This window comes from Pseudarthrobacter sp. H2 (assembly GCF_050157045.1).
GTDB lineage: Bacteria > Actinomycetota > Actinomycetes > Actinomycetales > Micrococcaceae > Arthrobacter.
In genome coordinates, this window is sequence record NZ_CP189594.1 from 2,975,874 (window position 1) to 2,999,579 (window position 23,706).

Genomic DNA, 23,706 nt, shown 5'->3' on the forward strand with positions numbered 1-23,706 from the left:
GCCGCTCAGCCCTTGACGTACGGTATGCCGCTGGCGGCCGGCGGACGGGAGCGTCCCACCAGTCCGGCCACCGCGATCACCGTCAGCGCGTAGGGCAGCATCGCCATGAACTGACTGGGAACAGGTGACCCGATGATGGTGATGATGCTCTGCAGGTTGTCGGCGAATCCGAAGAGGAGGGCGGCCAGGAAGGCTCCAATGGGATTCCAGCGGCCGAAGATCATGGCAGCCAGCGCGATGTAGCCACGGCCGCCGGACATGTCCTTGCTGAAGGCGTCAACTGAGCGCCGCGGAGCCTGACGCGCCGGATCCGGACGGGGCGGACCCGCAGCCGGTCAGCAGAAGAGCGGCCATGCCCGCGGTGGCGGCTCCGGCCATGGAACCGCGTTTGAGGATTGCTCGCAGTGAGTTCTTCAATTTTCCTCCAGGACGAAAGAGTAGCGCTACGACGAGCGGCGCTCTGATGGAAGCTACCCTAGTGTCCCGGGACACGTCCAGACAGCACAGCCGGCTGTAAGTTCCCGGATTGTTGAGAACTTGTTACCAGGCGGTAGCCGCCGTCTGCGCGAGCGGGCATTTGAGGCCCCGAAATCGTCGAAATCGAGGCCCCAAGTGTACGTTCGCGCCGGCCGGGGCGTCAGATGCGGACGAGCATCTTGCCCGTGTTGGCGCCGTCCAGCAGGTCGATGAACGCCTGCGGCGCGTTTTCCAGCCCGTCCACGATTGTCTCGTCGTAGCGCACGGTGCCGTCGGCCAGCCACCCCGACATCCGGGCGGCGAATTCTGCCGCGTGCTGCCGCTGCCCGCCGACGAGGAAGCCGCGGAGGGTCAGCTGCTTCCCGATCGCCACAGCCAGGTTGCGCGGGGCAGCCGGGGCAACGGTTGCGTTGTACTGGGAAATCGCCCCGCACAGGGCCACGCGGCCGCCGACGTTCAGTTCTGCGAGTGCCGCCTCGAGGTGCTCGCCGCCGACGTTGTCGAAGTAGACGTCGATGCCCTCTGAACCCGCGGCCTCCCGGAGCAGTTCACGCACCGGGCCGTCGTGGTAGTTGAACGCCGCGTCAAAGCCGAGTTCGAGCAGCCGCGCGACCTTTTCGGGGCTTCCGGCGCTGCCGATCACGCGGGAAGCGCCCTCGGCCTTGGCGATCTGCCCCACGAGCGAGCCCACCGCGCCGGCAGCCCCGGAGACGAAGACGGCGTCGCCGCGCTGGAACCCGGCCACTTTCAGCAGCCCGGCGTAGGCCGTGAGCCCCGTCATGCCCAGGGCGCCGAGGAAGGCCGGGGCGGGGGCCAGGTCCGTGCGCGCCAGGGTGGTTGCCGCGGCGTCCACCACGGCGTACTCCCGCCAGCCGAGCTGATGCACGACGGCGTCACCCACCGTCCGCCCTTCGGCCCGGGACGCGATGACCTCGCCGACGGCGCCGCCGTCGAGCGCGGCGTCCAGCGCAAACGGCGCGGAGTAGGACTTGACGTCATTCATCCGGCCGCGCATGTAGGGATCCACCGAGATGTAGAGGTTGCGGACCAGCACCTGGCCGTCCCGGAGTTCAGGCAGCCGGGATTCCGCGAGGCGGAAGTTCTCCGGCACGGGACGGCCGTGCGGCCGCGACGCCAGCCGGATTTCCCTTGTGGTCGCGGGGAGGGCGGTGGTGGGGTTGTTTGCGGCGGTGTCGGCGCTCATGCGGCGGTCGCCAGGATGGTGATGTCGACGGTGATGTTGCCGCGGGTGGCGTTGGAATACGGGCAGATCCGGTGGGCCTTGGTCACCAGCGCCTCGGCGGTCTGCGGGTCGACGGCGGGAAGGGCGATCTCGAGCTCGGCGGCCAGGCCGTAGCCGGCACCGTCAGCGAGGGCGCCGAAGTGGATCTTCGCCGCAACGGCGGAATCCGTCAGGTCCGCCCGCTCCTGGCGTCCCACGACGCGCAATGCGGAGTGGAAGCATGCCGCATAGCCGGCGGCGAACAGCTGCTCCGGGTTCGTGCCTTCCCCGCTGCCGCCCAGTTCCACGGGGCTGGCCAGGGTCACGTTGAGCTTGCCGTCCCGGGTGCGGGCGTTGCCGTCGCGGCCCTCGCCCGATGCCAGTGCTTCTGCCGTGTAGAGAGTCTTCATGGGATTCCGTTCTGTTGCGTGGGAAGTACAGGTCTGTTGCGCGGGACAGGCGCGGGGACTGGACGCGAAATGCGCGGTTCCGGGGAGGCACACGCGGCCCACTGCCCGGGGTCTGGCCTCAGCGGGAGGACTGGAGCGCGGCGGTCAGCCGGTTCAGGGACTCCCGGAGCCGGTCGAGTTCTGCGCCGGAAAGTCCGGCCGCCTCCGCAAGCCGCTGCGGGATGCCGGCTGCCCCGGTGCTCAGCGCGGTGCCGGCGTCCGTCAGGAAGACCTCGACGCGGCGCTCGTCCGCGGCGGACCGCCGCCGCTCCACGAATCCCAAGGATTCCAGTCGCTTGAGCAGGGGCGAGAGGGTGCCCGAATCGAGTCCCAGCTCCTCCCCCAGTTCCCCGACGCTGCGGGGCTGCTCCTCCCAGAGCACCAGCATCACGAGGTACTGCGGGTAGGTCAGGCCGAGCTCCTCGAGCATGGGCCGGTAGGCGGCCGTGGCAGCGCGGGACGCCGAGTACATCGCAAAGCACAGCTGCCTGTTCAGGCGGGGAGAGTGGAGGCGGGGAGCATCGGTCATCCCCCTACGGTAGCGGGCAATTCAATTGTGCACAACTCAATCCGGTGCCAGCACCCCCGGCCGAACGGACATTTGAGGCCCCGAAATCGTCGAAATCGGGGCCCCAAGTGTACGTTCGCGCGGGGGTTTGGGTGGGTTCGCGCGGGGTGGGGTGGGTGCGCGCGGGGGTTTTGGTGGGTTCGGTGCGCGGTGCGGCTTAGAGGTCGCGGAGGGTACGCAGCGCGGCCGCGGTGAGGACCTGGATGCCGATCCCGAGGGACCGTTCGTCGAGGATGTAGTCTCCGCGGTGCAGATCGTACTCTTCCCCGCCCGGGGTCCTGGTGCCCAGGCGCATCATGGCCCCGGGGATGTCCGCGAGGAACCAGGCGAAGTCCTCCCCGCCCATGGACTGGGGTGTCAGGACCACCGAGCCCTCGCCGATTTCCGCACGGGCCACGGCTTCAATCAGCGCGGTCTCCTGTTCGGAGTTCACCACGGGAGGGACCCCGCGGGTATGTTCCAGGCGGACGTCGACGCCGTAGGGCGCGGCGACCTGCTGCACGACCTCGTCGAGGATTTTGCCGGCGCCGTGCCAGGCGTCGCGGTCCAGGCAGCGCATGGTGCCGGCCATGTAGCCGCTGCCGGGAATGGCGTTAGGGGCGGAGCCCGCGGAGATCTGGCCCCAGACGACGGAGACGCCGCTGCGCACGTCGACGCGGCGGGAGAGGACCGCCGGGACGTTGACGGCGATCTGCGCCAGCGCGAAAACGAGGTCCTCGGTCAGGTGCGGGCGGGAGGTATGGCCGCCGCGTCCCGAGAGTTCAATCTTGATGGTGTCCGAGGCGGAGGTGATGGCGCCGATCCGGGTACCGATCTTGCCCACCTCGATCCTGGGATCGCAGTGCAGGGCCAGGATGCGCGGGACGCCTTCCAGGACGCCCTGCTCGATGCAGGCCTGCGCTCCGCCGGGCATGGTTTCCTCGGCGGGCTGGAAGACGATCCGGACCGAGCCGCCCAGCGGTGAGGCCTCGTGCATGCGCTGCAGGATCAGGGCGATGCCCAGCATGGTGGTGGTGTGCACGTCGTGCCCGCAGGCATGGGTGACGCCGTGGTTCTTCGACGCGAACTCCAGGCCCGTTTCCTCGATGATGGGCAGGGCGTCGATGTCGCCCCGGAGGGCGGTGGCGATGGGGCCTTCGCCTATGTCCACGGTCAGGCCGGTGCCTTCGAGGCGGCGCGGCTTCAGGCCGGCAGCCTCGAGCCGTTTCGCCAGCCTGTCCGTGGTGCGGAACTCCTTGAAGGACAGCTCGGGGTGCGCATGCAGGTCACGGCGGAAAGCGATCAGCTCCGGCAGGAGGGGCTCCAGCCACGGCCCCACCAGAGTGGTGGGCTCAGCTTCAGTAGTGTAGTTGCGCACTGACTAACTCTATCGACCGGACCATGATTAGCGGCATAGCGAACGGCGCATTACGGATTCCTGAACATCCGGGGCCGCCCCGGCGGCTTCGGCAGGGTGCTTGCACGGCTCCGGCACCGCTCCGGCCGCGCCACTGCACTGCTACAGGACGTCGGTGTCGCCCTTGGCCTTGAGGGCATCGACGGCCTGCTTGACCCGCTGGGAATGTTCCTTGGTGGTCACCAGCAGGGCATCCGGGGTGTCGACGATGACCACGTCCTTGATGCCGATCAGGGCAATGACGCGCTTGGTGTCGGAGACCACCACGCCGCTGGCGTTTTCGGTGAACACCCGGGCGCCCTCGCCGATGACGGTGACGTCGTCGACTTCCTTGGCGCTGTTGAGCCGGCCCACGGAGGCGAAGTCCCCGACGTCGTCCCAACGGAACGCGCCGGGCACCACCGCGACGTCGCCGGCGGCGGCGGCGGGTTCGGCGACGGCGTAGTCGATCGCAATCTTGGGCAGGGTCGGCCAGACGCGGGCCGTGACTTCGTCCTGCAGGGGGGTGTCCCAGGCCTTGGCGATTTCCTGCAGGCCGGCGAAGAGTTCGGGCTGGTTGGCCTCGAGGTGCTTGAGCATGAGCGAAACCGGCGCCACGAACATGCCGGCGTTCCAGACGTATTCACCGCTGTCCAGGTACTGCTGGGCAACTTCCTCGCTGGGCTTCTCCACGAACTCGACGACGGACTGGGCACTGGGGGCGCCGGGGATGTTGAGGGAGGCACCCGAGCGGATGTAGCCGAACCCGGTGGAGGGGTGGGTGGGCTTGATGCCGATGGTGACGATCTTGCCGGCGGCGGCCGTGTGGATCGCCTCGCGGACGGCGTCCCGGAACAACTCGTCGGGGCTGATGACCTGGTCCGCGGCGAAGGAGCCCATGATGGTGTCCGGGTCCCGTTCGTAGAGGATGGCGGCGGCAAGTCCGATCGCCGCCCCCGAGTCCTTGGGTTCGCTTTCCAGCACCAGATCGGCTTCCTGCACTTCCGGCAACTGCCGGCAGACCGCCGCGCGGTGCGCCGTTCCGGTGACCACAAGCACGTGCCGGCCGGTGAGCGGCTCCAGCCGGTCGTAGGTTGCGCGCAGCAAAGTACTGCCCGATCCCGTGAGGTCGTGGAGGAACTTGGGGGCGGCTGCCCGTGACAGCGGCCAGAGGCGGGTCCCCACCCCGCCGGCGGGAATCACCGCAATGAAACGGTCAAGTGGTGAACCCTGGCTTGTCATCTTGTTTGTACTCATCACGGCCTACTTTAGCCGACCACCGCCGGATAGCCCGTGAACCTGGCCCCCGGATCCGCTTGAACGTCCGCCGGTGTGGCGTTAGTCTCAAAACTGGATGAAAACCGCGCCGGGGCGCCGTCACGATCTCCCCGCTGAATTGAATAAGCTGTGAGCGAAGCCTAGATTTAGGCTTGAGCTTTTGAGTGCTCTCGCAGCAGGCGTTCCCCCCGCGTGGATCCCATGCCAGCGCCGCTGCGTTGCAGGGAGGTTTATTCAGTGCCGACAAAACCAGCTGGCACCTTGTACCGCGGCCGTGAAGGCCAGTGGTCCTGGGTTGGACACCGCATTACCGGTGTAGTGATTTTTTTCTTCTTGTTGGTCCACGTGCTGGACACCTCATTGGTGCGTGTGTCGCCCGAGGCCTACACGGCCGTGATCGGCGCCTACAAGAATCCCCTGATGGCCCTGGGTGAAACGGGCCTTGTCGCAGCGATCGTGTTCCATGCCTTCAACGGCCTGCGGATCATCGCCGTCGACTTCTGGAAGAAGGGCGCGAAGTACCAGCGCCAGATGCTGTGGACGGTTCTGGCCCTGTGGCTCGTCGTCATGGTCGGCTTCTCCATCCGCCACCTTTCCCTCGCCCTTGGAGGCCACTAAGCCATGAGTGCAACAGAGATTAAGGCCCCGCGCAGCGGACAAATCAGCGGGAAGACCACGGCGGGCGGGCGCATTGCGCCGCAGTACCGCCGCAGCGGTTCCTCCAAGGGAAACTTCGAAATGCTGGCATGGCTGTTCATGCGGCTTTCCGGCGTGGTCCTGGTTGTCCTGATCTTCGGACACCTGACCGTCAACCTCCTGGTGGGCGAGGGCATCCACGCGATCGACTTCGGTTTCGTCGCCGGCAAGTGGGCCGACCCGTTCTGGCAGGTCTGGGACCTCGCGATGCTGTGGCTGGCCATGCTGCACGGCACCAACGGCGTCCGGACCATCATCAACGACTACGCCGAGAAGGACTCCACCCGCCTCTGGCTGAAGATTGTCCTCTTCGCGGCCACCGCCGTCATCATCATCCTCGGCACCCTGGTGATCTTCACCTTCAACCCGTGCCCCGTGGTCAACGGTGTGCAGCTGCCGGGCGGTTTCTGCCCCGTGCCTTAACGGCGCACCCGTAGCGGGCCCCTGCCCCTCCGGGCATGATCAGCACCATCTGCTGGCGGCCCGTTCCGGCAACCGGTCCCTGCCTGCCCAGCGCAGGCCGGGATGTCACGAGAATTCACCGGCCAGGCTCCGCCGGCCGGTGTCTTATAGCGAATTTTGAGAGAAAGAGCGTCTGGTATGCAGGTCCATAAGTACGACGTCGTCATCGTCGGTGCCGGTGGCGCCGGGATGCGCGCGGCGATCGAATCCGGTCAGCGCGCGCGAACAGCAGTACTGACCAAGCTCTACCCCACCCGGTCCCACACCGGCGCGGCGCAGGGCGGCATGTGCGCGGCGCTGGCGAACGTCGAGGAAGACAACTGGGAGTGGCACACCTTCGACACCATCAAGGGCGGCGACTACCTGGTGGACCAGGACGCCGCCGAGGTCATGGCGAAGGAAGCGATCGACGCCGTCCTGGACCTGGAAAAGATGGGCCTGCCGTTCAACCGCACGCCCGAGGGCCGGATCGACCAGCGCCGTTTCGGCGGCCACACCCGCGATCACGGCAAGGCCCCGGTCCGCCGCGCCTGCTACGCCGCCGACCGCACCGGCCACATGATCCTGCAGACCCTGTACCAGAACTGCGTCAAGCACAACGTCGAGTTCTACAACGAGTACTACGTGCTGGACCTGCTGACCGTCGAGGAGGACGCCGTCCGCGAGGACGGCACGCCGTACAAGCAGAAGCGCGTTGCCGGCGTCGTCTCCTACGACCTCGCCTCCGGCGAACTGCACGTCTTCCAGGCCAAGTCCGTGATTTTCGCCTCCGGCGGCGCCGGGAAGGTCTTCAAGACCACTTCCAACGCCCACACCCTCACCGGTGACGGCATGGGCATCGCGTTCCGCCGCGGCATCCCCCTGGAAGACATGGAGTTCTTCCAGTTCCACCCGACAGGCCTGGCCGGCCTGGGCATCCTCCTTTCCGAGGCCGCCCGCGGCGAAGGCGCCATCCTGCGCAACTCCGAGGGAGAGCGCTTCATGGAGCGCTACGCCCCCACCATCAAGGACCTCGCCCCCCGCGACATCGTGGCCCGCTCCATGGCCAACGAAGTCCGTGAAGGACGCGGCTGCGGCCCCAACAAGGACTACGTCCTCCTTGACCTGACCCACCTGGAGCCGGCGCACATCGACGCGAAGCTGCCGGACATCACCGAGTTCGCCCGCACCTACCTCGGCGTCGAGCCCTACACGGAGCCGGTTCCGGTGTTCCCGACGGCGCACTACGCCATGGGCGGCATCCCTACGAACATCAGCGCCGAGGTGCTCCAGGACAACGACACCGTCATCCCGGGCCTGTACGCTGCCGGTGAGGTCGCCTGCGTTTCGGTGCACGGCTCCAACCGCCTCGGCACCAACTCGCTGCTGGACATCAACGTCTTCGGCAAGCGCGCCGGAATCGCCGCAGCGGAATACGCCAAGACCGCCGACTACGTGGAACTCCCCGCCGATCCGGAGGGCTACACGCTGAACCTGCTGGACCACGTCCGCACCTCCGACGGCACCGAGAAGGTCGCTGCGATCCGCAAGGAACTGCAGGACACCATGGATGCCAACATGCAGGTGTTCCGCACCGCCGACACGCTGAACCAGGTCCTGACGGACATCGCCTCCTTCGAGGAGCGGTACCAGCGCATCAGCGTCCAGGACAAGGGCAAGCGCTTCAACCTTGACCTGCTCGAGGCCGTGGAGCTGGGCTTCCTGCTGGAACTGGCCAAGGTCATGACCGTGGCGGCCCTGCACCGCGAGGAATCCCGCGGCGGACACTTCCGCGAGGACTTCCCCGAGCGCGACGACGAAAAATTCATGAAGCACTCCATGGCGTACAAGGATGAGCATGCTCCCGCGGACGGTTCCGCGGAGAGCATTGCGGGGATCCGGCTTGGCACCAAGCCGGTTGTCTTTACGCGCTACGAGCCGATGGTGAGGAAGTACTAAGATGACCGCTGAACTTGCTGAGCCAGCCTCCAAGATCGAACTGCCCGCCCACATCGGAGGCGGCGGGGAGATCCCGTCCTTCGACGTCACCCTGCGCGTGCGCCGCTACAACCCCGAGGTCTCCGAGGAATCCACCTGGGATGACTTCAAGGTCACCATGTACGGGACCGACCGCGTCCTCGATGCCCTGCACAAGGTCAAGTGGGAACTCGACGGCAGTGTTTCCTTCCGCCGTTCGTGCGCCCACGGCGTCTGCGGTTCCGATGCCATGCGCATCAACGGCCGCAACCGCCTGGCCTGCAAGACGCTGCTCAAGGACCTGGACACGTCCAAGCCCATCACCGTCGAGCCCATCAAGGGCCTGCCGGTGGAGAAGGACCTGATCGTGGACATGGAGCCGTTCTTCCAGTCCTTCCGCGAAGTCATGCCCTTCCTGGTCAACCGCGGCCACGAGCCCACCAAGGAACGCCTGCAGTCCGCCGAGGACCGCGAGCGGTTCGACGACACCACCAAGTGCATCCTGTGCGCCGCGTGCACCTCGTCCTGCCCGGTGTTCTGGACCGACGGCCAGTACTTCGGCCCGGCGGCAATCGTCAACGCGCACCGCTTCATCTTCGATTCCCGCGACGACGCCGGCGACATGCGCCTGGAGATCCTCAACGACAAGGAAGGCGTGTGGCGCTGCCGCACCACCTTCAACTGCACCGAGGCATGCCCCCGCGGCATCCAGATCACGCAGGCGATCGCCGAGGTCAAGCAGGCCATCCTGTCCCGCAAGGTCTGACGGCCGCACTCCCCAAGTTAGGCACAAGCAGTACGACGACGGCGCCTCTCACCTTCCGGGTGGGGGCGCCGTCGTCGTAATCCGAATAAATGAAAGGGCCGCCATGTCCCGTTCCGAAAAAGTCTCATTCCACGGTTCCACCGGTGAACTGCTCTCCGGCATCATCGACGTCCCCGAAGGGAAGGTGAAGGGCTGGGGCGTGTTCTCGCACGGCTTCACGCTCGGCAAGGACAGCCCCGCGGCGTCCCGGATGTGCAAGGCGCTGGCGGACAACGGGGTGGGCATGCTCCGCTTCGACAACCTGGGCCTGGGCGAGTCCGCCGGGCTGTGGTCGGAGGGGTCCTTCAGCCACAAGGTGGCGGACACCGTGAAGGCGGCCGAATTCATGGGAGCCACGGGCCGGCAGGTCGCGCTGCTCGTGGGGCATTCCTTCGGCGGCGCCGCGGTCCTGGCGGCCGCCCGCCTGATCCCGGAGCTCGACGCCGTGGCCACCGTGGGCGCCCCCTTCTCGCCCAAGCACGTGGCCCACGTCTTCGACGCTGCGCTGGACCGGATCCTCAGCGAGGGCAGCGCGGAAGTCGACCTCGGCGGCAAGCGGGTGGAGATCCGGCGGCACTTCGTCGAGGATCTCGAAAACGCCGACCTGACGGACTGCATCAGGGCCCTGCACAAGCCGCTCATGGTGCTGCACTCCCCCACCGACAACACGGTGGGGATCGAGAACGCCAGCACCATCTTCCAGACGGCCCGGCACCCGCGCAGCTTCGTCTCGCTCGAGGGCAGCGACCACCTGCTGACCGGCAAGGGCCAGGCAGCGCGGGCCGCGAAGATTATCTCGGCGTGGGCCGACCAGTACCTCGACGCCTGAACATACCGCCAGCAGGCTGGTTTCCTGCAGGCTGGTTTCCCGCAGACTGTTTACCCGCGGGTGGGGTTTTGCCCGGCTGCACCTGGCGGGCGCCCCACCCGGTCGTCGCCGCCGCGGGGCCGGCCTTCAGGTCCGTCTCGCGGACCGCGGCCCAGGCGGCGGAGAGCAGGTACACCTGGCTGACCAGGTTGAACCAGATCAGCAGGCCGATGATGATGGCGAAGGGCGCCAGGATGGGGTTCCGGCCGGCACCGGCCAGCAGCTCGGCGCTGAAGATCTGCAGCACACCGGTGCCCACGGCCGCCAGGATGGTGCCTTCCAGCAGGGCCCGCCGGGCCAGCTTCAGCCCCGCCGCGAGCCGGAACATGATCAGTGCCGTGCACCAGCCCAGCAGCAAGGGCACGGCAATCTTGATCGAGGTGGCCAGCGGTCCGGCCACCAGGGGGTCCAGGCGGAACTGTTCGGTGACCCAGCCGGCCGCCGTACCGAACACGAGCGAGGCGCCGGCGCTGACCACCAGGGCCAGGCCCAAAAGCACCAGGGTACCGAGGTCCCGGAGCTTGACCAGGACCGGGTTCAGCTTCCGCGGGCCCAGCCCCATCACGCCGCGCAGTCCGTCGCGCACGCCGTCGATCCAGCCGAGCGAGGTCACCAGGGTCACCGCCGCGGCGATCACGGCGGCCCAGCCGAGGCCGTTGGGGTTCAGCAGGTCCTGCGGGTCAACCAGGCCCTCACCGCCGTCGACCTTCAACAGGCCGGGGGCGCTGGAATCGACGGAGCCGATGATCCGGTCCAGCAGGGCGGGCTGCCCGCGCAGCAGCAGCCCCGCGACGGAGAAGCCGGTGGCCAGCAGGCCCGTGATCGAAAAGAACATCCTGAAGCCGATGCCGGCGCTCATCAGCGGGCCGTGCCGGAGGTTGTAGTGCTGGAAGGCCCGCATGGGCCGGAACGCGTTGAGCCGGGCGAGGAGCCACTGGACCAGCGGCAGCAGGGTGGCCAGCGGTCCGCCGCCGGAGCGGCGGGCCCTGCCCCAGTCGACCCGTTTCCGGATGACTTCGCGCTTCAGCAGGGCAAGGTCGGTGGGAAGGGGAGGTTCAGCAGGCGCCGGTGGCGCGGCCGCCGTCGTCGTCAGGTTCGGTGCCAAAGTCAAGCTCTTCCCGTAGCTGCCAGATGCCGTTGTCGTCGTGCTCGTAAAGTCCCATGCTAGCCACCGGGAACGTGGCCCGGTAATCCTTGAGCGCGGTTTCGGCTTCATCGAGGCTTTCCGGCGCCACGTCATGGGCGACCGTGACGTGCGGGTGGTACGCGAAGGGCAACTCGCTCTCCAGCGGCCCGGCCTGGAGCTGCCGGTGCAGGCTGACGCAGTCTTCGAAGCCGTCGTCGACGTTGAGGAAGACCACCGGGGAGACCGGCCGGAAGGACCCGGTGCCGGCGATGGTGACGGTGAACGGCGGCTGCCGGCGGGCGATCTCCCGCACGTGGCGGCAGGTCGCCTCCCAGTCCTGGGTCAGGGTGGTGGTGACGAGCGTGATGTGTGCCGGGATGACGCCGGCCATGGGGTCCCCGAACGAGGCACGCCAGCGCTGGAGTTCCTCGGCAATGTCCGGCGGGAACCCCAGGATCACGCCGATGCTGATGCCCTCGCTGCGGGCCTGCCCGTCCGGGCGGGGGCCCGCGCCACGGGCAGTCGCCCGGCCGGTGTCGTCTGCGGTCACTTTGCTGACGGAGGACATCGGCCTAGTGGACTCCCGCGAGGCTCAGCGACGGCAGGAAACCCATGCGGTCGTAGACCTGGCTGAGGGTCACTGCGGCGATTTCGCGGGCACGCTCGGCGCCCCGGGCCAACAGCCGGTCCAGCTCTGCCGGATCCGCCATGAGCTCGTTGGTGCGGTTCCGCAGCGGCGTGATGAACTCCACCATCACCTCCGCCAGATCCGCTTTGAGGTGGCCGTACATCTTGCCCTGGTATTCGGTTTCAAGGTCCGGCACCGACTTGCCGGTCAGCGTGGAATAGATGGTCAGCAGGTTGGACACCCCGGGCTTGGCCTCGGCATCGAAGCGGACTTCCGTGCCGGTATCGGTGACGGCGGACTTGATGCGTTTGGCCGCGATCTTGGGGTCTTCCAGCAGCTGGATGGACCCGTTGGGTGACCCGCCGGTCTTGGACATCTTGGCGGTGGGACTCTGCAGGTCGTAGATCTTGGCGGTGGCCTTGAGGATGGTGGCCTCCGGGACGGTGAACGTGTGCCCGAAGCGGGTGTTGAAGCGCTGGGCCAGATTGCGGGTCAGCTCCAGGTGCTGCCGCTGGTCCTCCCCCACCGGAACCAGATCCGTCTGGTACAGCAGGATATCGGCGGCCATCAGCGTGGGATACGCAAACAGCCCCACCGTTGCCGCGTCGGCGCCGGACTTCTGGGTCTTGTCCTTGAACTGCGTCATGCGGGAGGCTTCGCCGAATCCGGTGATGCAGTTCAGGGCCCAGGCGAGCTGCGCGTGCTCGGGCACGTGCGACTGCACGAAGAAGATGCACTTGTCCGGGTCGATGCCGGCGGCGATGTACTGGGCGGCGACAACGCGGGTCCGTTTGGCCAGCTCGGACGGCTCGAAGTCCACGGTGATCGCGTGGAGATCGGGAATGAAGAACACGGCGTCGTATTCGGACTGCATGTCCACCCAGTTGCGGACAGCACCGATGTAATTTCCCAGGTGCAGGGAATCCGCGGTGGGCTTCGCTCCCGAAAGGATGCGCTTCTTGGTACCAGGGGTGGTCGGAGTCGTCATGATGTGAAAACCTTCAGGGCTTAGAGCCGGTAGTCCACTACCAGCGGGGCATGGTCGGAGAAGCGCGTGTCCCAGGACGGTGCCCGGTCGACGACGGCTGACACGGCGGCAGCAGCGAGGTCGGGCGTGGCCAGGTGGTAATCGATGCGCCAGCCGGTGTCGTTGTCGAAGGCCTGGCCGCGTTGCGACCACCAGGTGTAGGGGCCCTCGACGTTGCCCGCCAGGCCCCGGTGGACATCCTTCCAGCCGATGTCCTCGCCGAAGAAGCGGTCGAAATACGCGCGCTCCTCGGGAAGGAAGCCGGCACGTTTGACGTTGCCCTTCCAGTTCTTGATATCCAGTTCGGTGTGGCCGACGTTGAGGTCGCCCACGACGAGGGCGTGGTCGCTGTGCTTGGCCAGCTCGGGCAGCCGGCTGACCATGACGTCGAGGAAACGGAACTTGTCCTCCTGCTTGGGAGTGCCGGTCTCACCGGAGTGCACGTAGGCGCTGGCGACCGTCAGCTGGGAGGCCTGGCCCTCGGCGTTCCGGACGGTGTAGTCAGCTTCGACCCAGCGGCCGGTGGTGGCGAAGTAGTCGTCCCCGATCCCGGTGCGGGTGGCGAGGGGCTCGTCGCGGGAGGCTATGGCGACGCCGGCGCGGCCCTTCGCTTCGGCTTCGGCGTGCAGGATGTACCAGCCCTCACCGAGGAGTTCCGCCACGATCGCATCCGGTGCCCGGACTTCCTGGAGGCAGAGGATGTCCACCCCGCGGGGCTCCAGCCATTCCGCCATGCCCTTCTTGTAGGCGGCGCGCAAACCGTTGACGTTGACTGATGCGATGCGAAGGTGGTCCTTCTTCAATGCCGAGATCACCCGATCCACTCTAGTCGATGATGGTTCCGGCCACGGGCTCGTCGGCGCCGCCGGACCTGATCATGTCGCGGGCGTTGGTGGCGGTGATGGCGATGGTCTCCAGGGCCCGGCGGATCGTGTCCTGGTCCGCGGCCGCCCCCTTGGCGCGTTCGTCCTCGACGACGCGGGCCTGGACCTGGACGATCTTGAACGAATGGTCAAGTTTGAGGTCACGGACCTCGTCCGCTTCGCGGCGCACCCCCACGAGGCGGGTGCCGCCGTGATCGGCGCTGGCCGTCGACGGCGCCCGGCCGGTGGCCGCGTTGAACGCGTTCTGCGCCTCGTTGAGCTTGGCTCCGGCCTTTTTGGCCGCCTTCTGGATGCTGAAGACGACGAAGGATGCCAGCGCGAGCCAGAAGGCGGCGATGACCGCAACGACCCAGCCCACGACGTCGTTCTGGTTGGCCGCAAAGATGACGGCGACCAGGAACGCGATGATGAAGACCATCATGCCGGGCCCGCTGATCCGGAACATGGAGAACCCGCCCTTGGCCGGTTTGGACGAGGAGTTGAGGCTGCCCAGAGTTCGCATGACTCCATTGTCTCAAACGCGGCCCCCGCCGCCGGACGCTTCCACCCCGGGCGAACGCGCTGCCGCCGTCCATCCCAACTAGCTCGCAGTAGTTGTCGTTTTGGGTGCTCAAAACGACAACTACTGCTAGCCAGTTGGGGTCCGGGCGCCGCCCTACTTCAGGAAGAGCGCGCGCAGCCGGCCCGTGGTGAGCAGGATGCCCAGGGCGATCATCACCAGGTAGTAGCCGATGTGCAACGCGGTGGCCGGGCTGAACACCCCCACGCTGATCTGGCGCAGCAGCTCCACCCCGTGCCACAGCGGCATGGCCTGGATGAGCCACTGGATGTGCTGCGGGTAGACGCTGAGCGGGTAGAACGTGGCGCTGAACAGGAACATCGGCAGCATCACGAAGCTGATCCAGTCCATCTGCTGGAACGTCTTCATGAAGCTCGTGATGCCCATCCCGAGGCTCGCGAAGCCGAACGCGATCAGGACCGAGGCCGGAATCATCAGGACGGCCCACGGCGTCGTGATGAGCCCCATCAGGCCCAGCACCGCGGTGAAGCCGGTGGCGTACAGGAGCCCGCGGAGCAGGGCCAGGAAGATCTCCCCCATCGCGACGTCCAGCGGCCCGAGCGAGGTGTAGAGCATGCCCTGATACAGCTTGGCGAAGTTCATCTTGAAGAAGACGTTCCAGGTGGAGTCGTAGACGGCGCCGTTCATGGCCGAGACGGCCAGCAGCGCCGGCGCGATGTACGCCGCGTAGGAAATCTCCTGCCCGCCGGGCCCCTGCACCGGGCCGACGATGGCGCCCAGGCCCACGCCCATGGAGATCAGGTAGAGCACGGGTTCGAAGAAACCCGAGAGCATGACCAGCGCGTTGCTGCTCTTCGTGGCCATCAGGCCACGCCCGACGACGGCGCGCACGTTGCGGGAGTACAGCGTCCCGAAGCGGCGGTTCCGGGCGGTCTCCGTGACGCTCATGGGCCCATCCGCCGGGCGAACTGCCGCCTGGTCAGCGTCCAGCCGGCGGCGCCGAGGGCCAGCAGGAACACCAGGTGGGCGGCGGTGAGCAGCGGGGGCTCCTGGTAGCCGTAGGTGAAGACCCGGCCCAGCTGGGTTCCATGCCAGATCGGTGAGATCCAGCCGATCCACCGCACCGCGGGCGGCAGGGCGTCCAGCGGGAAGAACGTGCCGGAGAAGAGGAACAGCGGGGTGACGACGAACCGCATGACCATGGCGAACTGGCCCTTGTCGTCCGTGATCGACGCCGCGTAGGCCATCAGGGGCAGCCCGAAGGACAGCCCGGCCAGCGTCGCGACGAGGATCGAGACCGCGCCCCAGCCGCCGGGGGCCGCCCCGAACAGCGCGATGACGGCGAAGAAGAGAGCCGACTGCAGCACGAAGCGCACGGTGACGGCGATGATCTGCCCGGCGGCGATCTGCTGCGGGGTCAGCGGCGAGGCGTGCGGGCCGTAGTAGACCCGGCGCCATTTGAAGCCGTCCATCACCGGGAAGGTGAACTCGCTGGCGGCCGTCATGACGGCGGCGGAGATCAGCAGGGCCGGGGCGATGAACACCAGGTAGCTGACGCCGCCGAAACCCGGCGCGCCGTTGGCCTCGACCAGCGTGGCCAGGCCTACGCCCATGGCGAAGAGGTAGGCCACCGGCTGCCCGACGCCGTACATGATGATGGTCCAGCCGTAGCCCTTCATGACCCGCAGGACCTGCTCGGCGTAGTAGAAGGCCCCCCACCGCCGCGCCCGGGCCGCCGAGACGGCGGGCGCGTGGGCGTGCAGGGGTGCGGCGTGCGCGGGCGGGGCATATCCGCTCCGGGCTGGCTCAGTCAACGAGGCTCCTGCCGGTCAGGCGCAGGAAGACGTCCTCGAGCGAGGAGCGGCGCACCAGGGACGCCAGGGGGCGCAGTCCCCGGGCGGAAACCTGCTCGAGGGCGGCTTCGCCGTCGTGGGCGTAGATCAGCACGCGGTCCGGAAGGGTTTCCACCCGTTCGCCGATGCCCGCCAGTTCGGCGCCGATGCCCGCATTCCGGTCCGAGCCGAACCGCAGCTCCAGGACCTCCCGGCTGGAGTGTTCGCGGATCAGGGCCGCCGGTGAGCCCTCGGCCATGATCGTGCCCTTGTCCACCACGATCAGGCGGTCGCAGAGCTGCTCGGCCTCGTCCATGTAGTGGGTGGTCAGGATCAGCGTCACGCCCTGCTCCTTGAGCCGGAACAGCCGGTCCCAGAGGACGTGCCGGGCCTGCGGGTCCAGGCCCGTGGTGGGCTCGTCCAGCAGCAGGATCCGGGGCTCGTTGATGAGGGCGCGGGCAATGGTGAGGCGGCGCTTCATGCCGCCGGAGAGCGCGTCGACCCTGGACCTGGCCTTGTCCGTGAGCTGGGCGAATTCGAGCAGTTCGTCGGTCTTGGGCCGCAGGTAGCTCAGGGGCAGGCCGAAGTAGCGTCCGTAGACCAGCAGGTTGTCCCGGACCCGGAGTTCCTCATCCAGGTTGTCCTGCTGCGGCACGACGCCCAGGTGGGCGCGGACCTCGGGCCCGTGCTGGTCCGGATCCAGCCCCATGACGCTCAGGCTGCCGGAGGTCCGCCGGGAGACCCCGCCGATCATCTTCATCGTGGTGGACTTCCCGGCGCCGTTGGGCCCGAGCAGCCCGAAGGCCTCCCCGGCCGCCACGCGGAAGGAGATACCGTCGACGGCGGCGACGTCGCCGTAGCGCTTCGTCAGGTTCCCGGCGGTGATGACATACTGCGGCGGCCCGGTGCCGGAGGGCCTGCCCACGGGGGATGCTTTCGACTGGAGTTCAGCCACCCGCACCACGTTAGTAGCAGCGTTCGAACAAGGAAAGGGCGCGCGGCGCCGGGAAATTGGCCGCCTGGCCGCCGGATGATCTTGGTGTCAGCTCCTGTCCGCAGGGGGCCGCGCGTCGCGCTGTGCAGTTCAGGCCGGAGACTCCGTTCCATGAACACTCGATCTGGCGCCTCTTCGCATCGCTCAGAGGTCCCGATAGACCTCGCGTCGGTGACCGAGCGCGAGCACCAGGACCAGGAGCTTTCGTTCCTCGATCGTGTACACGACTCGATAGTCACCCGTGCGCACACGCAAATAGCCCGGATGGCCGACCAGCGATTTCGCAGTCGGTGGCCGCGGCGTTTCGCGAAGAAGAACCAGGGCGCCGAGAATACGTCGTTGCGCTTGTCGACCCAGCTTCCGAAGGGACCGAGCTGCCGCCGGGGATAACTCGACGACGTACTCGTCAGCCAAGCTCGATACCCAGCTCACGGGCGATCTCATCAAGTGGGATGCTCGCCTCGCCAGCTTCTATCTCCAAACGCGCCGCATCGGCCGCCGCCGCGTCCTGCGCATCCTCTAAGGCAGCCAAGGCCCGCCTGGCCACAGCGGCATCAAGCAGAACCACGCTGTCGCGGCCATGCTGGGTAATGGTCACCGGCTCGTGATGGGCGAGGTCGAGCGTTTGCGCCCATTTCTGACGCGCCTCAGTGGCGGGAATACTTGTCATGGCTAAATTGTACATTTTAGCGTCATCCATGTCGAGGCGCATGTTCGTTGTACCCGCTACCCGACCGTTGCGCCTGCTTCGCCATTTGGAGAACGCTCGAAGGACAACAAATTCTCCCGTGTGCTTAGACGTCCACTGAGTAGTTCAGCTGGAGCTCATCAGCAGGCACTCCCCTAATGCCCCAGCTCGCACGAGGCGTCTCGGTGATTGTGATTTCAAGATCGTTCGGAGTGACGCCGACAGCCGCAACATTACTGATGAGTTGGCGGATGAAGTCCTTCTTCGTAGCCGTCGAGCGGCCCTCGAACATGCTGACCTCGACGATGGTGTAGTCGATCGAACGATCCGAAGGCGTGATGAACTGGTCGGGATCCAGGGTAATGAAACGGTGGAATCGCTTCTCAACCGGCAGTTGGAGGACTGATACCGCCGCCGCGTGGATCGCGTCGGACAGTGAAGAGATACGAGGAGCGAGCGCCGCTTTGTGACCGTAGACAATGATTTGAGCCATGCCTTAGTTTCGCAGGTCACTCAATGCGCGTCGTGCGAGCACACATGAATCTGAAGCCCGCAAGCCGGTCCCCCACCGGTGCAAGCGCCACTCAAAATTTTCGGATCTCGATAGCCGCGTATGACTGTTGGTTGAGAATGGCGGTTAATTCACAGTTGGGAATGGCAGCTTCGGTGTCGCGTAAGCCGAACCTCAATCGGACAGACGGCCCAATGATGAGAATCAAGGTAGACGCGACATGCGCGCAGCAGAAACGCTTGCGGGGGTCCGTGAGAGCTGCCTGCAGACGGAGCATTGAAGCGGTGGGACCAGCGATCATACAATGTCTGCCATGGCACGGACGGACACTTCTTCCCGGGTGGTTGCGGCGCCGCTCGAACGAGTCTATGCCGCTTTCATCGATCCGAATGCGCTTGTGGAGTGGCTGCCGCCGAACGGAATGACTGGCAGATTCGAGCGCTTCGACGCCCGACCGGGCGGCTCCTACCGGATGGTGCTCACGTATACAGAGGCATCGACCGCCCGCGGCAAGGCAACAGCGGATTCCGACATTGTCGAGGCTCGCTTCGTTGACATGGTCCCCGGCGTGCGGGTTGTGCAGGCGGTGGACTTCGTCTCCGACGACCCGGAGTACGCCGGCACCATGACCATGACCATGACCTGGGACGTCGCCACAGTCGGGGCTGGAACTTTGGTGGAAATCCGAGCCGACAACGTTCCCAGCGGCATCTCCGCGGACGATCACGCGGCCGGGTTCGCGTCCTCGCTGGCGAACCTCGCCGCATACGTCGAGCGTTAAACCCGGTCATGACTATTCATCCGGGGTACCGGGGTCCCTGTCCTGCGCTCCGACGGTGCGGTGAGAAGCTTTGCGGGCCGACTGCTCGTGCTCAGTGACGGCTTGGGTCTGGCCATCGGGGCAATAGCGACCTACTCCGCCAAAGGCACCAAGGGAGTTCACCCATTCGGATAACCGAACCAAATCCGTATGTGGATCGGCTACAGGGACTGCCCAGACCGCCATCTTGAAGTTGGAAATCACCGCCAAACGAAGCTAGCAGTCACAGCACCGGAGGATGGACCCCAATGTCACATGTACGACGTTTCGACCATATCGGTATCACCGTTGCGGACCTCGACACGGTGACGGCGTTCTTCGTCGGGCTGGGTCTCGAGGTCGAGGGCACGCGGATGTTCGTGGAGGGCGAGTTCCTGGACACGGTCATCGGCATCCCCGACTCCCGCACCGAGATCGTCATGCTGCGGCCGCCCGACGGAGGTACCCGGCTGGAGCTCTCGAGCTTCGTCCGGCCCGACCACCAGCCCGGATCGCCCGCCGCGATGGCCAACGAGCTGGGGCTGCGCAGCGTCGCCTTCGAGGTCGACGACCTCCAGGCGGCGGTCGACCGGCTGGCCGCGGACGGCTACGGGCTGGTCGGCGACATCGGCCAGTACGAGCACCTCTGGCGCATGGCCTACGCGCGCGGTCCAGAGGGGATCATCGTGTCCCTGGCCGAGCGGATCGGCTGACCTGTCTTCAGCGGCGCCGACCTCACCGGTGACCCCGCCTCCGGCTACGTCGCAAGGGTCCTCGAAGACTGGGCTCGACCAGGATTCACCCGTCGACCAACGCCGAGCGAGACATCTTGGGGAGCTGCTCACAGCCGGAAGTGACCGTCCCGGCCGGTCGATATCTGAAGCCGCGCGGCGGCTCCACGCCCACATGTAGTACCGGGCGCCGGCGGAAAGGCCCTGCAGGGGCACTGCTACACTCTGCTCATGATCGGGCTTCCCTTCGCGGGAGACGGGCTGGTGCACGCCGGCGCGTTAGGGCTGGGAATCCTCGCAGCCCTGCTGTTCTACGCCTATGAGAAGCGCCGGCGCCGTCTGTCCGACCCACGGTTGTGGCCCATTGCCGGTTTCGCTGTCGCCTTCGGGGCCATCGGCTCCAGGGTCCTCACATGGGATTTTTCCCGGCAGGTCTCCTTGGCGGACTGGTGGGGCAACGGCGACCGCAGCATCCTCGCAGGCCTTGTGGGCGCGTGGCTCGGCGTTCATTTGGGTAAACGGCTGACACGTTACCGCGAATCCACCGGGGATCTGCTTGCGCCCGCCGTCGCCTTGGCGCTGGTCATCGGGCGCGTCGGCTGTCTCCTCACGGAACTGCCCGGCACCCCGACGGGGGGAGCATGGGGGATAGCGCTCACGCCCGGGCAGGCTGCGATGTTGGGCGGACCACCCGGGGTAGGGCTCCACCCGTCCTTTGCCTATGAAATCCTGTTCCATGTGGCCGCATTCGTGCTCATGTGGCGCTATCGTGACCGCCTGCCTCATCCTGGCGACCTCTTCATCTGCTACGTGACTTCCTACGCCTTGTTCCGGTTCGGAGTCGAATTCGTCCGCGGCAACCAGGTGCTCTGGCTGGGGATGAGCCGACCCCAATGGTTCCTCTTGATGGTTCTCCCCCTGCTGTTCTGGCGGATGCTGCGGGTCTTCGGGAAACCACTCCGCCCAAAGTTGGAAAGAAGAGTGGCATGAGCGAGGACAACCCCGAAGAAGCCTGGAGCCCACTGCCACCGCCCCGAGAAGAGGAGCCGCCCTCTGCACCAGGGCTCGGCCTCATGGTGCTTGGAATCCTGTTAGGGGCTCCTGCCCTTTATGCCCTCTATTTCGGGACAACAAGGGGTATCGCTCCGGATGAAGGCTACAAGACCTTCCTCGCCGGGCCTGCAGCGTTCATACCAATCGCCGTCTATCTGGCGATAGCCATTGTGCTGGCGGTCCGGCCACGCACGTCCCGGTTGGGTGCGGGACTGCTCATGGGCCTGGGAATCTTCACCCTGCTCGGCGGTGGGATCTGCGTCGGATTCCTCGCGCAGATGAGAGGCCTGAGATGAATCCGTCACCGTTCTCTTCCCAGCAGGCGCTGCCCGGCCCCGGACAGCCGCTGCGCGGGGACCGCATCCACCGATACGTCACAGCCTTCTGTCCCCGCTGCCACGAGACAAACCCCCCGCTCGCGCAGGTGCGACGCCTCTCCGGCGCGCTGCTGATCCGCGATGACCGGGTCTGGCTCGAACGCGGCTGCCCGGACCACGGCCTCATCAGCACCTTGTACGACGAGTCCCCGGAAATCCTGCGCTACCTGGAGAAGTGGCGGGCACCGACCAAGCAACACATCCCGGACCAGGCCGGCAATTACCGCCAGGTACCGGAGGCCTACGCATACGGTTTGCCCGCCATGCAGACGCAGCACACGTGCATCCTCCTGCAGGACATCATCGAGCACTGCAACCTGCGCTGCCCCACCTGCTTCACGGCCTCCGGCCCCCAACTGCAGGGAGTCGCACCGCTCAGCGAGGTACTCGCGAATATCGACATCCGGCTTGCCCGCGAAAACGGGCGGCTGGACGTGCTGATGCTCTCCGGCGGCGAGCCGACCCTTTATCCCCATCTGTCCGAACTTCTGGATGAGCTCGTCGCTCGGCCGATCGTCCGGATCATGGTGAACAGCAACGGCATGCTAATGGCCACCGACGACGAACTCCTCGCACTGCTGGCCAGGCACCGGGACCGCGTGGAGGTATACCTCCAATACGACGGCCCGTCCAAAGAAGCATCCATCCACCACCGAGGCGGAGATCTGACCCGCTTCAAAGACATGGCCATCGCGCGCCTGTCCGAGGCAGGTGTTTTCACAACCCTGACGATGACAGCGACACTGGGCGTCAACGACGGTGAGGTCGGCGCCGTCGTCATGAGGGCTTTGGAAACCCCGTTCGTGGGTGGGGTTGCGCTTCAGCCGGTGTTCGGTTCAGGGCGCGGCCACGGCATCGACCCCACGGACAGGCTCACCCACACAGGCGTGCTGGAACGGCTCGCGGAGCAAACCGGAGGGGTGGTCTCATGGCACGACCTGACAGCACTCCCGTGCTCACATCCGCACTGCGCTTCCGTGGGCTACATGCTGAAGGACGACTCAGGGGTCTGGCGTTCGCTGACAGCCCTCATCGGACACGATCAGCTGCTCGCCTGGCTGGAACTCAATCCTGACAGCATCGCCAACCGCATCGCCGACAGCGTGATCCCGCTCGAACTGCGCAACCTCATGAAGTCCTCCCTGCTGGACCTGTTAAGCGAGCAGTCCTCGCTGTCCCACCCGCGGACAATGGATCTTTGGAAGAACATCTGCACCCAGTGCGACCTCGGCATCGGCACACTCACCACACTGGCTGCCGGCAAGCTCCCGGGCCAACAACAGCGGCTGCGCAGGCTTCTCGCCGAACGGATCACCCGCATCATGGTCAAGCCGTTCATGGACATTTCGACCATGATCGAGGAACGGCTCACCCAGTGCTGCGTCCATGTGGGAACAAAGAGCGATGCCGGCGCTCACCAGTGCGCTCCGTTCTGCGCTGTTCAGGCGTGGCCGGCCCTGGCCAGGCAACGAATGAGCACAGCCACGGGCACACGGATTCTCCCAGTCCGCCAGATCTGAGTAGCCAGCGATACGGAGGAATGATGAGTTCCGCTTCTGACGCCCGGCGTATTGCAGCCGGGCCATTGCCGTCGCAGCTGGTGCGCTCCAAGCACGCAGCCCGGCACGGACACAGGCCTGACCCTGAAACGGATCCGCAGTCCCCGCCGACCTTCGATCCGCTGCGGCTCTGCATCTTCGCAACCATTGCCCTGCTGGGTTGGGCAGCCGGTCCGGTGGCACTGGCCGTGTTCGCTGCAGTCGGCTTCGTTGGTTACTGGAAAGCACGCCGGAGGGGCCTGACGAGGTCGAACTGCTACCTCCGCGATACGAGGCTGGTCTTGGCCTACCTGGGCATCCTGTTAGCGGCTGGGTTGTGGGGGATATATTCGCTGGCAGCTCAACTGTTCGGCTTTTAAACCAACAGCAGTGTGCGGTCGCATCGCCGAAGACTCCTCAACGAAGACAGAGCCTATGGAAACGTGTCTTAAAGCCCTCCGCCCATACCAGCAAGAAGGCGTGCAGACGACTCTGGACATTCCGTGCAGACGACTTCGAAAAGTGACACCCAGCGGATCCCCCGGCCCACGCCGGCCTATTTCGTGTCGCCTTTCGTGTCCCCGCGCAGCACCTGCAGGCGCTTGCGGTATTCGTTCTCGTCGATTTCCCCGCGGGCATAGCGTTCCCGCAGCACGCTTTCGCCGCCCTGCGACGCGGCCCAGCGGCGGTTGGAGCGCCACGTGCGCCGGCCGATGAAGATCACCAGGCCGATCACGAGGATCCAGAACAGCGGGAACAGCAGGAACCAGGGCGAGAACCCGCCGTCGCGCCAGGGCCCGTAGGCGGTGAGGACGTCGGCGGTTGCCGCGGTCATTGAAGCA

The 23,706-nt window shown here is 66.4% G+C and carries 27 protein-coding genes and 1 pseudogene; 10 read left to right on the top strand and 18 right to left on the bottom strand.

Annotation, left to right across the window (positions count from 1 at the left end; genetic code table 11):
- Positions 1–5: 5 nt before the first annotated feature.
- The 6 genes and pseudogenes from ACQCSZ_RS13960 to ACQCSZ_RS13985 all read right to left on the bottom strand — a co-directional run.
- A pseudogene (locus ACQCSZ_RS13960) lies at positions 6–284 on the bottom strand (ABC transporter permease); the annotation flags it as partial.
- A gap of 353 nt (positions 285–637) precedes the next feature.
- A complete protein-coding gene (locus ACQCSZ_RS13965) occupies positions 638–1,681 on the bottom strand; it encodes an NADP-dependent oxidoreductase (protein ID WP_427004357.1) in 1,044 nt (347 codons plus the stop codon).
- The gene (locus tag ACQCSZ_RS13970) at positions 1,678–2,109 is read right to left on the bottom strand and encodes an organic hydroperoxide resistance protein (protein ID WP_427004358.1); all 432 of its coding nucleotides are present in this window, start codon (positions 2,107–2,109) and stop codon (positions 1,678–1,680) included. Before ACQCSZ_RS13970 ends, ACQCSZ_RS13965 begins: the two co-directional genes overlap by 4 nt.
- A 118-nt stretch (positions 2,110–2,227) precedes the next feature.
- Positions 2,228–2,677: a MarR family winged helix-turn-helix transcriptional regulator gene (locus ACQCSZ_RS13975; protein WP_427004359.1), complete on the bottom strand. Its 450-nt coding sequence runs from the start codon at positions 2,675–2,677 to the stop codon at positions 2,228–2,230.
- Between the two features lie 196 nt (positions 2,678–2,873).
- Positions 2,874–4,073: an amidohydrolase gene (locus tag ACQCSZ_RS13980; RefSeq protein WP_427004360.1), complete on the bottom strand. Its 1,200-nt coding sequence runs from the start codon at positions 4,071–4,073 to the stop codon at positions 2,874–2,876.
- A gap of 141 nt (positions 4,074–4,214) precedes the next feature.
- A complete protein-coding gene (locus ACQCSZ_RS13985; RefSeq protein WP_211877535.1) occupies positions 4,215–5,348 on the bottom strand; it encodes a mannose-1-phosphate guanylyltransferase in 1,134 nt (377 codons plus the stop codon).
- A gap of 258 nt (positions 5,349–5,606) precedes the next feature.
- On the opposite strand from ACQCSZ_RS13985, the gene sdhC reads away from it, so the two are divergent.
- From sdhC to ACQCSZ_RS14010, 5 genes are all read left to right on the top strand, one after another.
- Positions 5,607–5,987: a succinate dehydrogenase, cytochrome b556 subunit gene (gene sdhC, locus ACQCSZ_RS13990; RefSeq protein WP_211877534.1), complete on the top strand. Its 381-nt coding sequence runs from the start codon at positions 5,607–5,609 to the stop codon at positions 5,985–5,987.
- 3 nt (positions 5,988–5,990) lie between these two features.
- Entirely contained in the window at positions 5,991–6,488 is a 498-nt protein-coding gene (locus ACQCSZ_RS13995) for a succinate dehydrogenase hydrophobic membrane anchor subunit (RefSeq protein ID WP_427004361.1), read from the top strand.
- Positions 6,489–6,665: 177 nt separating this feature from the next.
- On the top strand, positions 6,666–8,465 hold the full coding sequence (sdhA, locus tag ACQCSZ_RS14000; RefSeq protein ID WP_427004362.1) for a succinate dehydrogenase flavoprotein subunit: 1,800 nt from the start codon (positions 6,666–6,668) through the stop codon (positions 8,463–8,465).
- Between the two features lies 1 nt (position 8,466).
- Positions 8,467–9,249, top strand: coding sequence for a succinate dehydrogenase iron-sulfur subunit (locus tag ACQCSZ_RS14005; protein WP_211877531.1), 783 nt, complete (start codon positions 8,467–8,469; stop codon positions 9,247–9,249).
- Between the two features lie 103 nt (positions 9,250–9,352).
- Positions 9,353–10,117: an alpha/beta hydrolase family protein gene (locus ACQCSZ_RS14010; RefSeq protein WP_427004363.1), complete on the top strand. Its 765-nt coding sequence runs from the start codon at positions 9,353–9,355 to the stop codon at positions 10,115–10,117.
- On the opposite strand, the gene ACQCSZ_RS14015 is transcribed toward ACQCSZ_RS14010, so the two are convergent.
- From ACQCSZ_RS14015 to ACQCSZ_RS14065, 11 genes are all read right to left on the bottom strand, one after another.
- Complete coding sequence (locus ACQCSZ_RS14015) at positions 10,080–11,261, bottom strand: YihY/virulence factor BrkB family protein (protein ID WP_427008345.1); 1,182 nt, start codon at positions 11,259–11,261, stop codon at positions 10,080–10,082. The genes ACQCSZ_RS14010 and ACQCSZ_RS14015 overlap by 38 nt on opposite strands.
- Positions 11,212–11,850 (bottom strand): 2'-5' RNA ligase family protein, encoded by a 639-nt coding sequence (locus tag ACQCSZ_RS14020; RefSeq protein ID WP_427004364.1) that lies wholly within the window; start codon positions 11,848–11,850, stop codon positions 11,212–11,214. Before ACQCSZ_RS14020 ends, ACQCSZ_RS14015 begins: the two co-directional genes overlap by 50 nt.
- Before the next feature lie 4 nt (positions 11,851–11,854).
- Positions 11,855–12,898, bottom strand: a complete 1,044-nt coding sequence (trpS, locus tag ACQCSZ_RS14025; RefSeq protein ID WP_427004365.1) for a tryptophan--tRNA ligase — start codon at positions 12,896–12,898, stop codon at positions 11,855–11,857.
- Positions 12,899–12,918: 20 nt separating this feature from the next.
- Positions 12,919–13,752 (bottom strand): exodeoxyribonuclease III, encoded by an 834-nt coding sequence (locus tag ACQCSZ_RS14030; RefSeq protein ID WP_427004366.1) that lies wholly within the window; start codon positions 13,750–13,752, stop codon positions 12,919–12,921.
- A 10-nt stretch (positions 13,753–13,762) separates the two neighbouring features.
- On the bottom strand, positions 13,763–14,323 hold the full coding sequence (locus tag ACQCSZ_RS14035; protein ID WP_427004367.1) for a hypothetical protein: 561 nt from the start codon (positions 14,321–14,323) through the stop codon (positions 13,763–13,765).
- A gap of 153 nt (positions 14,324–14,476) precedes the next feature.
- On the bottom strand, positions 14,477–15,289 hold the full coding sequence (locus ACQCSZ_RS14040) for an ABC transporter permease (protein WP_427004368.1): 813 nt from the start codon (positions 15,287–15,289) through the stop codon (positions 14,477–14,479).
- Positions 15,286–16,155, bottom strand: a complete 870-nt coding sequence (locus tag ACQCSZ_RS14045; RefSeq protein ID WP_427004369.1) for an ABC transporter permease — start codon at positions 16,153–16,155, stop codon at positions 15,286–15,288. The genes ACQCSZ_RS14040 and ACQCSZ_RS14045 overlap by 4 nt, the downstream gene beginning before the upstream one ends.
- Positions 16,148–17,098, bottom strand: a complete 951-nt coding sequence (locus ACQCSZ_RS14050) for an ABC transporter ATP-binding protein (protein ID WP_427008346.1) — start codon at positions 17,096–17,098, stop codon at positions 16,148–16,150. The genes ACQCSZ_RS14045 and ACQCSZ_RS14050 overlap by 8 nt, the downstream gene beginning before the upstream one ends.
- Positions 17,099–17,311: 213 nt before the next feature.
- On the bottom strand, positions 17,312–17,611 hold the full coding sequence (locus ACQCSZ_RS14055; RefSeq protein ID WP_427004370.1) for a type II toxin-antitoxin system RelE family toxin: 300 nt from the start codon (positions 17,609–17,611) through the stop codon (positions 17,312–17,314).
- Positions 17,574–17,837, bottom strand: coding sequence for a type II toxin-antitoxin system Phd/YefM family antitoxin (locus tag ACQCSZ_RS14060; protein ID WP_427004371.1), 264 nt, complete (start codon positions 17,835–17,837; stop codon positions 17,574–17,576). Before ACQCSZ_RS14060 ends, ACQCSZ_RS14055 begins: the two co-directional genes overlap by 38 nt.
- A gap of 124 nt (positions 17,838–17,961) precedes the next feature.
- Positions 17,962–18,348, bottom strand: coding sequence for a tautomerase family protein (locus ACQCSZ_RS14065; protein ID WP_427004372.1), 387 nt, complete (start codon positions 18,346–18,348; stop codon positions 17,962–17,964).
- A gap of 331 nt (positions 18,349–18,679) precedes the next feature.
- Between ACQCSZ_RS14065 and ACQCSZ_RS14070 the strand changes: the two genes are divergently transcribed.
- From ACQCSZ_RS14070 to ACQCSZ_RS14090, 5 genes are all read left to right on the top strand, one after another.
- Positions 18,680–19,147, top strand: coding sequence for an SRPBCC family protein (locus ACQCSZ_RS14070; protein ID WP_427004373.1), 468 nt, complete (start codon positions 18,680–18,682; stop codon positions 19,145–19,147).
- A gap of 287 nt (positions 19,148–19,434) precedes the next feature.
- The gene (locus tag ACQCSZ_RS14075; RefSeq protein ID WP_427004374.1) at positions 19,435–19,878 is read left to right on the top strand and encodes a VOC family protein; all 444 of its coding nucleotides are present in this window, start codon (positions 19,435–19,437) and stop codon (positions 19,876–19,878) included.
- Positions 19,879–20,127: 249 nt separating this feature from the next.
- Positions 20,128–20,886 carry a prolipoprotein diacylglyceryl transferase gene (locus tag ACQCSZ_RS14080; protein ID WP_427004375.1) on the top strand — a complete coding sequence of 253 codons (759 nt, stop codon included), beginning with the start codon at positions 20,128–20,130 and terminating at the stop codon, positions 20,884–20,886.
- The gene (locus tag ACQCSZ_RS14085) at positions 20,883–21,245 is read left to right on the top strand and encodes a hypothetical protein (RefSeq protein WP_427004376.1); all 363 of its coding nucleotides are present in this window, start codon (positions 20,883–20,885) and stop codon (positions 21,243–21,245) included. The genes ACQCSZ_RS14080 and ACQCSZ_RS14085 overlap by 4 nt, the downstream gene beginning before the upstream one ends.
- On the top strand, positions 21,242–22,846 hold the full coding sequence (locus tag ACQCSZ_RS14090; RefSeq protein ID WP_427004377.1) for a radical SAM protein: 1,605 nt from the start codon (positions 21,242–21,244) through the stop codon (positions 22,844–22,846). The genes ACQCSZ_RS14085 and ACQCSZ_RS14090 overlap by 4 nt, the downstream gene beginning before the upstream one ends.
- Before the next feature lie 574 nt (positions 22,847–23,420).
- On the opposite strand, the gene ACQCSZ_RS14095 is transcribed toward ACQCSZ_RS14090, so the two are convergent.
- A complete protein-coding gene (locus ACQCSZ_RS14095; protein ID WP_427004378.1) occupies positions 23,421–23,699 on the bottom strand; it encodes an SHOCT domain-containing protein in 279 nt (92 codons plus the stop codon).
- Positions 23,700–23,706: the final 7 nt, after the last annotated feature.

Coding starts and splice junctions, on each gene's coding strand:
- ACQCSZ_RS13965 (WP_427004357.1), bottom strand. CDS start 1,681: ATGAGCGCCGACACCGCCGCAAACAACCCCACCACCGCCCTCCCCGCG.
- ACQCSZ_RS13970 (WP_427004358.1), bottom strand. CDS start 2,109: ATGAAGACTCTCTACACGGCAGAAGCACTGGCATCGGGCGAGGGCCGC.
- ACQCSZ_RS13975 (WP_427004359.1), bottom strand. CDS start 2,677: ATGACCGATGCTCCCCGCCTCCACTCTCCCCGCCTGAACAGGCAGCTG.
- ACQCSZ_RS13985 (WP_211877535.1), bottom strand. CDS start 5,348: ATGAGTACAAACAAGATGACAAGCCAGGGTTCACCACTTGACCGTTTC.
- ACQCSZ_RS13995 (WP_427004361.1), top strand. CDS start 5,991: ATGAGTGCAACAGAGATTAAGGCCCCGCGCAGCGGACAAATCAGCGGG.
- sdhA (WP_427004362.1), top strand. CDS start 6,666: ATGCAGGTCCATAAGTACGACGTCGTCATCGTCGGTGCCGGTGGCGCC.
- ACQCSZ_RS14005 (WP_211877531.1), top strand. CDS start 8,467: ATGACCGCTGAACTTGCTGAGCCAGCCTCCAAGATCGAACTGCCCGCC.
- ACQCSZ_RS14010 (WP_427004363.1), top strand. CDS start 9,353: ATGTCCCGTTCCGAAAAAGTCTCATTCCACGGTTCCACCGGTGAACTG.
- ACQCSZ_RS14020 (WP_427004364.1), bottom strand. CDS start 11,850: ATGTCCTCCGTCAGCAAAGTGACCGCAGACGACACCGGCCGGGCGACT.
- trpS (WP_427004365.1), bottom strand. CDS start 12,898: ATGACGACTCCGACCACCCCTGGTACCAAGAAGCGCATCCTTTCGGGA.
- ACQCSZ_RS14035 (WP_427004367.1), bottom strand. CDS start 14,323: ATGCGAACTCTGGGCAGCCTCAACTCCTCGTCCAAACCGGCCAAGGGC.
- ACQCSZ_RS14040 (WP_427004368.1), bottom strand. CDS start 15,289: ATGAGCGTCACGGAGACCGCCCGGAACCGCCGCTTCGGGACGCTGTAC.
- ACQCSZ_RS14055 (WP_427004370.1), bottom strand. CDS start 17,611: ATGAGATCGCCCGTGAGCTGGGTATCGAGCTTGGCTGACGAGTACGTC.
- ACQCSZ_RS14060 (WP_427004371.1), bottom strand. CDS start 17,837: ATGACAAGTATTCCCGCCACTGAGGCGCGTCAGAAATGGGCGCAAACG.
- ACQCSZ_RS14065 (WP_427004372.1), bottom strand. CDS start 18,348: ATGGCTCAAATCATTGTCTACGGTCACAAAGCGGCGCTCGCTCCTCGT.
- ACQCSZ_RS14070 (WP_427004373.1), top strand. CDS start 18,680: ATGGCACGGACGGACACTTCTTCCCGGGTGGTTGCGGCGCCGCTCGAA.
- ACQCSZ_RS14075 (WP_427004374.1), top strand. CDS start 19,435: ATGTCACATGTACGACGTTTCGACCATATCGGTATCACCGTTGCGGAC.
- ACQCSZ_RS14080 (WP_427004375.1), top strand. CDS start 20,128: ATGATCGGGCTTCCCTTCGCGGGAGACGGGCTGGTGCACGCCGGCGCG.
- ACQCSZ_RS14085 (WP_427004376.1), top strand. CDS start 20,883: ATGAGCGAGGACAACCCCGAAGAAGCCTGGAGCCCACTGCCACCGCCC.
- ACQCSZ_RS14090 (WP_427004377.1), top strand. CDS start 21,242: ATGAATCCGTCACCGTTCTCTTCCCAGCAGGCGCTGCCCGGCCCCGGA.
- ACQCSZ_RS14095 (WP_427004378.1), bottom strand. CDS start 23,699: ATGACCGCGGCAACCGCCGACGTCCTCACCGCCTACGGGCCCTGGCGC.